The sequence below is a fragment of the Arsukibacterium sp. genome (genome assembly GCF_033722355.1).
Taxonomy (GTDB): Bacteria; Pseudomonadota; Gammaproteobacteria; order Enterobacterales; family Alteromonadaceae; genus Alishewanella.
Genome location: NZ_JAWVZF010000147.1, coordinates 1 through 7,021, shown reverse-complemented (window position 1 = coordinate 7,021; position 7,021 = coordinate 1). Strand labels below are relative to the sequence as shown.

The window sequence follows — 7,021 nt, the reverse complement described above, 5'->3', positions numbered from 1 at the left end:
GGTGTAGTGCTGCTTTTGGCGGTAACCCAGCAACTTACCCAGAATGTGCCGCCAGTGCCCTTTTTGTGGGTGCTGCCGCTCAGTTTGTATTTGCTCAGTTATATAGTGGTATTTAATAAACCAGGCTGGTATCAGCGCGGTTTGTGGCTGTATCTGTTCTGCCTGAGTATGGTGTTTGGTTTATTGCTGTTTTATCTCGGCCGCCAGTTTGATCTGATTTCCCAGCTGCTATTGTATCTGACCATTTTATTCAGCGGTTGTATGCTGTGCCATGGTGAACTTGCCCGCTTAAAACCCGAGCCACAGTATTTAACCGGTTTTTATCTGTTGCTGGCTGCTGGTGGTGTGCTGGGCAGTGTGGCGGTTAATCTGCTGGCCCCGTTGGTGTTTATTCAGCAGTGGGAGTTTTTACTGGTGTTACTGGCGATTTACCTGCTGCTGCTCTGGCCGGACAGTGCAGCAAAACCACGCTGGCAGCAGAGTTTGTGGTTAAGCGGTGGCCTGTTGTTCGGCCTTAGTATTATTGGCCTGGAATGGCAGCTCGGCCAGTACAACGTCTACAGCGAGCGTAATTTCTATGGCAGTCTGGTGGTGCGGGATTTAACGGTTAACGGCCGGACACAACGCCAGTTGATCGATGGAACCACCAGCCATGGCTCCCAGTACCTTGACCCTGCGCTTTCCGGTACAGCGCAAAGTTATTACCGCCCTGGTACCGGAGGGGCGCTGGCGCTGCAACATTTTTTACCGGCAGCACCGAGCCGCAGCATTAGTCAGCTGCAGCAACGCAATTATGGCTTAGTGGGGCTGGGAACGGGGGCACTGGCCGTGTATGCCGATCCCGCTGATACTGTCACATTTTATGAACTCAACCCGGCAGTCATTAAAGTAGCAACTGAATATTTCAGTTATCTCGGTGACAGTGCGGCTAAGGTTAATATTGTGCCGGGTGATGCCAGGCTCACGCTGGCAGCCGAATTAGCAAAGCGCGGCAGCAATCAGTTTGATGTGCTGGTGCTGGATGCGTTTAGCAGTGACAGCATTCCGCAGCATCTGCTGACCATTGAAGCCATGCAGCTGTACTGGCAGCATTTACAAAGTGATGGAGTGCTGGCGGTGCATGTCTCAAATAATTATCTGGATTTAACCAGTTTGCTCAGAAATCAGGCAAAAGCGCTGGGGCTGAATGCCTACTTTATCGCCACCCAAGCAGAGGGCATTCACCCGGCGGCTGAATGGGTGTTAATTACGGCTAACGCGCGTTTTGTTGGCCAGCCGGTTATTCAGCAAGCACAAAGCCCGTGGCCATCGCCGCTAAACCCTGAGGTAAGCTGGACAGATCAGCGTAGTAATTTATTGCAGGTGTTGAAGTAGTAACGGCCCACAGATGAGTGCAGATCGGGCATCGGAAGGAGTAAGGGCAGGGGGCTGATGTACTTACGTAACAGCAGCATGGATGCTGCGCAGGCTGAAAGGGCACAGGGATGTGCTCCTTGAAGCCGGTGAAGTAAGTATTTTCAGCCCCCTGCCCTGGCCGCAGTGCTGTGTAATTAAGTACACCAGCTACCGTGCCTGGGGAGTATGTCTGTCAGGTTCTTATTAAGACTCGTCGTCTTCCACCATCGTCATCAGCGAAGTATTACCACCAGAGGCCGTCGTATCAATACTGATGGTTTTCTCGGTGATTAAGCGCTTAATCAGCGTATCGTAATACTCGGCACTGATTACCGGCAGGATTGCCCCTTCACGTTTAGCCAGTTGCTGGCTAAAGTAGCCAAGCCGTGATGAGCGCGCTGCGACCACAGCACCGGCCAAATGCGGGTGAGCCAGAATGGCCTGCAACTGATCCGGCCGTGCCACCTGGAATACGCCTTTAGCGACGCCGGTGGCAATAAACTTATCGCGAAATGCCTGGGCTTCATCATAAAACAGCTCTGATGCCACGGTAATGACAGTGTTACCGGCAGCCAGGGCTGTGATGATCGAAATTGCCCAGAAATTAAACGACGTACTCTTGTCGGCGTAACATACCACGCAGCCCCGCGGCTCATAATGCAGGGTGTTTGATTCACCTGTTGGCCCCGGCAGTACTTTGGGCTTGCGCATATGTTTTTCCAGCCGGTTCAGCTGGGCGCGCGCATCCGCCAGGGTAGAGCCTAAATCGTCTGCCAGTTCATCAATAATATCGACGGTAGCAATTTTAGCCAGTAGCTGACGAAGCACTGATACCCGATCATTCAGCTTAGTGGCGCGCCATTTTTTCTCATCCCGCATAGAATTTTCCATCAGCTGCTGCACCTGGGCATCAGCATCGGCGGTATGGTGTAAATCAAGCTCGTCCGGTGTCAGATTGGTCATTTGCACGTTTTCCGGAGACGCTTTCTCTTTTACCAGACGCAGTAAATAGTTCGGTCCGCCTGCCTTGGGGCCGGTGCCTGACAGGCCGCGACCACCAAACGGCTGAACACCGACGATGGCACCAATCATATTACGGTTAACATATACGTTGCCGGCGCGTGACATTCTGGCCAGATATTCACAGCGCTCTTCAATGCGCGAATGAATACCCATGGTCAAGCCATAGCCGGTGCCGTTAATTTCATCAATAACCTTGTCCAGATCCTTTGCCTTAAAGCGGATGATGTGAACGCAAGGTCCGAATACTTCGCGCTTCAGCACCGACAAGTCTTTAATTTCATATAAGCGCGGTGCAAAGAAATAAGCACCGTTTTTGCTGTTATCCGGAATATCACACTGGTAATGTAACGTGGCTTTATCTTTCAGATATTCGACGTGATCTTCGAGGTTTTTCAGCGCTTTGCCATCGATAACCGGGCCAATGTCGGTGCTGAGTAGTGCCGGATCACCGACATGCAGCTCCTTTAATGCCCCTTTTAGCATCTCGATTATGCCGTCAGCGACATCTTCCTGAATATAAAGCACGCGCAGTGCTGAACAGCGCTGACCGGCACTTTGAAAGCCCGAACTGATAACATCGTCCACCACCTGCTCTGGCAAGGCGGTCGAGTCGACAATCATACAGTTCTGGCCACCGGTTTCAGCAATCAGCGGTACCTGAATATCATTGCGGTTCGCCAGTGTTTGCGCGATCAGGGTGCCGGTGTCGGTCGAGCCGGTAAACATCACTGCCTGAATGCGTGAATCCGGCACTATCGTTTTACCTACCTCACTGCCCCTGGCAATAACCGCCTGCACCACATGCTCTGGTAAGCCGACAATTTGCATCAGCTCAATGGTGCGCAGTGCTATTAAACTGGTTTGCTCGGCAGGCTTGGCGATAACAGTGTTACCGGTAACAATGGCGGCAGCAACCTGACCTAAGAAAATCGCCAGCGGGAAATTCCACGGGCTGATACATAAAATCACGCCCCGCGGTTCAAACCGCTCATCTTTAGCGAGCTCTTCCGCCCGGGCAGCATAGTAGCGACAGAAATCGACCGCTTCTCTTACTTCATCGATACCATCCTGGGCCACTTTGCCGGCTTCTTTAATACAAATAGCCACCAGCTCGTCATGATGGCGCTCTAAAATATCGGCGATCCGCCGCAGCAGATTTGCGCGCTGGGCAATCGGCGTTTGTGACCAGCTGGCAAAGGCGGCTTCGGCATTGGCCAGCAGTTGCTGCATCTGCTCAGTACTATGCATGGTGACATGGCCGATAATTTCCTGATGATTCGCCGGGTTTCTTACCGGCGTGGCGCCCGTGGGTACAGTGTCTTCACTGATGACATGCGTTTCGAACCAGCGATCCAGATTTTCTTTGAAAGGCATCAGACTGTTGATGTCAGTTAAATCCAGCCCTTTGGAATTTGCCCGCTCAGCGCCATACAAGTCTATTGGCATATTAATCTGGGTATTATATTTGTTCCGCAGGCCTTGCAGCGTTTCAACCGGATCCGGCAGCAGCGTTTCGACGGGTTTAGTGGTATCAACAATGGCATTGACGAAAGATGAGTTAGCACCGTTTTCGAGCAGGCGACGAACTAAGTACGCCAGCAGGTTTTCATGCTCACCTACCGGCGCATAAACCCGGCACTGAATTTTTTCTGAGCTGACAATCTGGTCGAATAAAGACTCGCCCATGCCATGCAGTCGCTGAAACTCAAAACCTGTGTTATCACCCTTAGCGACTTCTAAAATAGTCGCGGCGGTATAGGCATTGTGCGTAGCAAACTGTGGATATAACACATCACGTGCTTCCAGCATTTTTATCGCACAGGCTTTGTAGCATACATCGGTGGACGCTTTACGGGTAAATACCGGAAAGTGTTCCAGGCCATCCTGCTGGGTGGTTTTTATTTCAGTATCCCAATAGGCACCTTTTACTAACCGCACCATCAATCTGCGGCCTACTTTACGTGCCAGTTGGGTCAGCCATTCAATGACAAAAATAGCGCGTTTCTGATAAGCCTGTACCGCCAGGCCGAAGCCGTTCCAGTCACCTAAATCCGGATCGCTGAATATGGTTTCAATGATATCCAGTGACAGATCCAACCGCTCAGCTTCTTCTGCATCAATAGTAAAACCAATGTCATATTTTTTGGCAAGCAGGACCAGCTCTTTTAACTTTGGCACTAACTCTGCCATTACCCGCTCGCGGTGACTGAATTCGTAACGAGGGTGAATAGCCGATAATTTTACTGAGATCCCAGGGCTTTTTACCGGGCCGCGGCCTTTCGCGGCTTTGCCGATAGCATGAATCGCCGTTAAATAACTCTGGTAATAACGCTCAGCATCCGCCATGGTGCGGGCACCTTCGCCCAGCATATCGTAAGAGTAGACATAGCCTTTTTTCTCGGTATCTTCAGCGCGATCAATCGCATCATCAATCGTGGTGCCCATGACGAATTGCTTGCCCATGATTTTCATAGCAAAGTTGACTGACTTGCGGATCACCGGTTCGCCCAGACGGCCAAGGGTTTTTTTCAGAATACCAAACTGCTCGGCCTTGCTCTGGTCAGAATAATTAACCATTTTGCCGGTCACTAACAACCCCCAGGATGAGGCATTAACAAACAGCGATTCGCTGCTGCCCAAATGTGAGCTCCAGTTGCCATTAGCCAGTTTGTCACGGATAAGCATATCCTGGGTTTTTTTATCCGGCACCCGTAGCAGGGCTTCGGCCAGACACATCAGCACGACGCCTTCATCGCTTGACAAAGAGAACTCGTTTAATAAAGCATCGATGCCGCCCTGGCCATCCTGATCTTCCCGGATATTCAACACCATTTGCCGTGCCCGCTCCCAGGCCCTGCTGCGCGCTTTCACGCCGACTTCGGCCATCGGTAAAAGCATGTCAATAATTTGATTTTCATCAATGCGGTAATAGTCACGGATTTTTTGTCTGATTGGACAGTTGGTAGTTAAATCACCAGTAAATAACATAATAAACCCTTAACAAAATGGCGGCTGAATTGCGCTGCTTCAGCCAGTTGGGTGGCACGAAAGCAAGCGTGCATACTAATCAAAATGTAGCAGAATGTGCTGGCTTAATTGGGTTATTTTTCCCTAGTTTACAGGGTGTAATTGCAATTTGGCCGCAGAAAATGCTGCTGTTTCTGTCGAAATGGTCAGGCCGTCAGCATTGCTTAAGGTTTATGGGCTGAGCGGGTTACATCTGACTACTGTAATAAGCCTGACAGTGTTAAAGGCAGCAAGTTCAGGTAAATAAAAAAAGCAGGGCATTATCAGTGCCCTGATTAAAAATCGGTGCTGGCTTTATTGCCAGTTTGAAGCCAGTAACCGTTGCTCAGCAGAGACGTCGAGCAAGGGGCCGGCAATTAGCTGATCTAATAAGGGATCTAATTTAGCTGCTGAGCTTGCCAATTGGTAACCATTGCCGGCTTGAGGCGGCAATGGTGTCAGATAGCTAACGACGAGTTGCCAATGACCTTCCCGGCGACAGGCAATATTTTCACTTTGCGTCGTCTTGTCACGTAAAATAAAATGCCGGCAATATTGCTGCTGGCTATCTTTAAAAGTCAGTTGCGGTAGCAACTGATAATCTTGACTGGCATCGTATTGCTGGCCGCTTGTTTTGCTTTCCAGTAAGGCAAATACCGTTTGCCAGGGAGGGGATGCCGGCTGCTGGGACATTGGTAAAACTTGCCCAAGTAACAAGCCTGCTAATAACGCCACACCAGCCGCCAGCGCCAGGTGCTGCTGAGCAACATGCTGCAAGCGTTGCCAGACATTTAACCGCAGCGGTGCTGACCGGCGGGCAGCACTAACTGAAGTAGATTGCAGAAACTTCTGTAAATCAGCTGATAAAGGCACTTGCTCGATCGCTGAGCCGTATCGAGACACTAAAGTTACTGCGCTAGCCAGCTCGGCCAGCCGGGCAGATAGTACTGGATCAGTTGCCAGTTGCTGGCGGATTAGCCGCATTTCAGCTTCGGACAACTCACTGTCTAAAAATGCTGATAATTGCTCATCTGTAATCATCCTAAACGCCCTTTTTGCTCTAACAACAACATATGTTGGGTAAGTTGCACCCTTGCCCTGCCTAACCGGCTCATTACCGTACCCGTAGGTATTTGCAAAATATCGGCTACTTCCTGATAAGACATCCCCCGCATCGCCACCAACGAGATAATTTGACGTTGTTCAGGCGCTAATTCAGCCAATGCTAACTGCACTTGTTTCAGGGTTTCATCCAGCTGCATAGTCATTTCATTATTACTCTCGGGCGTACTGATGGATGTCTGGTGCAGTTGCTCTTCAACTGCATTATTCCGAACTTGTCTGGCACGATATTCATCAATCCACATATTGGAACACACCCGAAAAGCCCATTTCAAAATGGGGATATCTGTCGGTACGGGTTTGCGCAATATTTTCTCCAGTACACTTTGCACCAGGTCATCAGCATCTGCTGACGAACCTGTCAGCGAATAACAGTACCGACGTAAATCGGGCAAGATGGCAATTAGTACTTCTCGATTCAAATTGATTGGCCTCTGTAGTAATAACGATGCATCGGCTTTTTTATTCCATATTG

The 7,021-nt window shown here is 50.2% G+C and carries 4 protein-coding genes; 1 reads left to right on the top strand and 3 read right to left on the bottom strand.

Annotated features, from left to right (window positions below; all coding sequences use genetic code 11):
• A partial coding sequence (locus tag R3177_RS11910) for a fused MFS/spermidine synthase (protein ID WP_318971249.1) occupies positions 1-1,374 on the top strand: 1,374 nt, incomplete at its 5' end.
• A 225-nt stretch (positions 1,375-1,599) separates the two neighbouring features.
• On the opposite strand, the gene putA is transcribed toward R3177_RS11910, so the two are convergent.
• The 3 genes from putA to R3177_RS11895 all read right to left on the bottom strand — a co-directional run.
• Positions 1,600-5,406, bottom strand: coding sequence for a bifunctional proline dehydrogenase/L-glutamate gamma-semialdehyde dehydrogenase PutA (putA, locus tag R3177_RS11905; protein ID WP_318971248.1), 3,807 nt, complete (start codon positions 5,404-5,406; stop codon positions 1,600-1,602).
• Between the two features lie 333 nt (positions 5,407-5,739).
• A complete protein-coding gene (locus tag R3177_RS11900) occupies positions 5,740-6,465 on the bottom strand; it encodes a hypothetical protein (RefSeq protein ID WP_318971247.1) in 726 nt (241 codons plus the stop codon).
• Positions 6,462-7,021, bottom strand: a 560-nt coding sequence (locus R3177_RS11895) for an RNA polymerase sigma factor (protein ID WP_318971246.1), incomplete at its 5' end; no start/stop codon positions are given. The genes R3177_RS11895 and R3177_RS11900, both read right to left, overlap by 4 nt.

Excerpts from the sequence above, each read along its gene's own strand:
- putA (WP_318971248.1), bottom strand. The coding sequence starts at position 5,406 with ATGTTATTTACTGGTGATTTAACTACCAACTGTCCAATCAGACAAAAA.
- R3177_RS11900 (WP_318971247.1), bottom strand. The coding sequence starts at position 6,465 with ATGATTACAGATGAGCAATTATCAGCATTTTTAGACAGTGAGTTGTCC.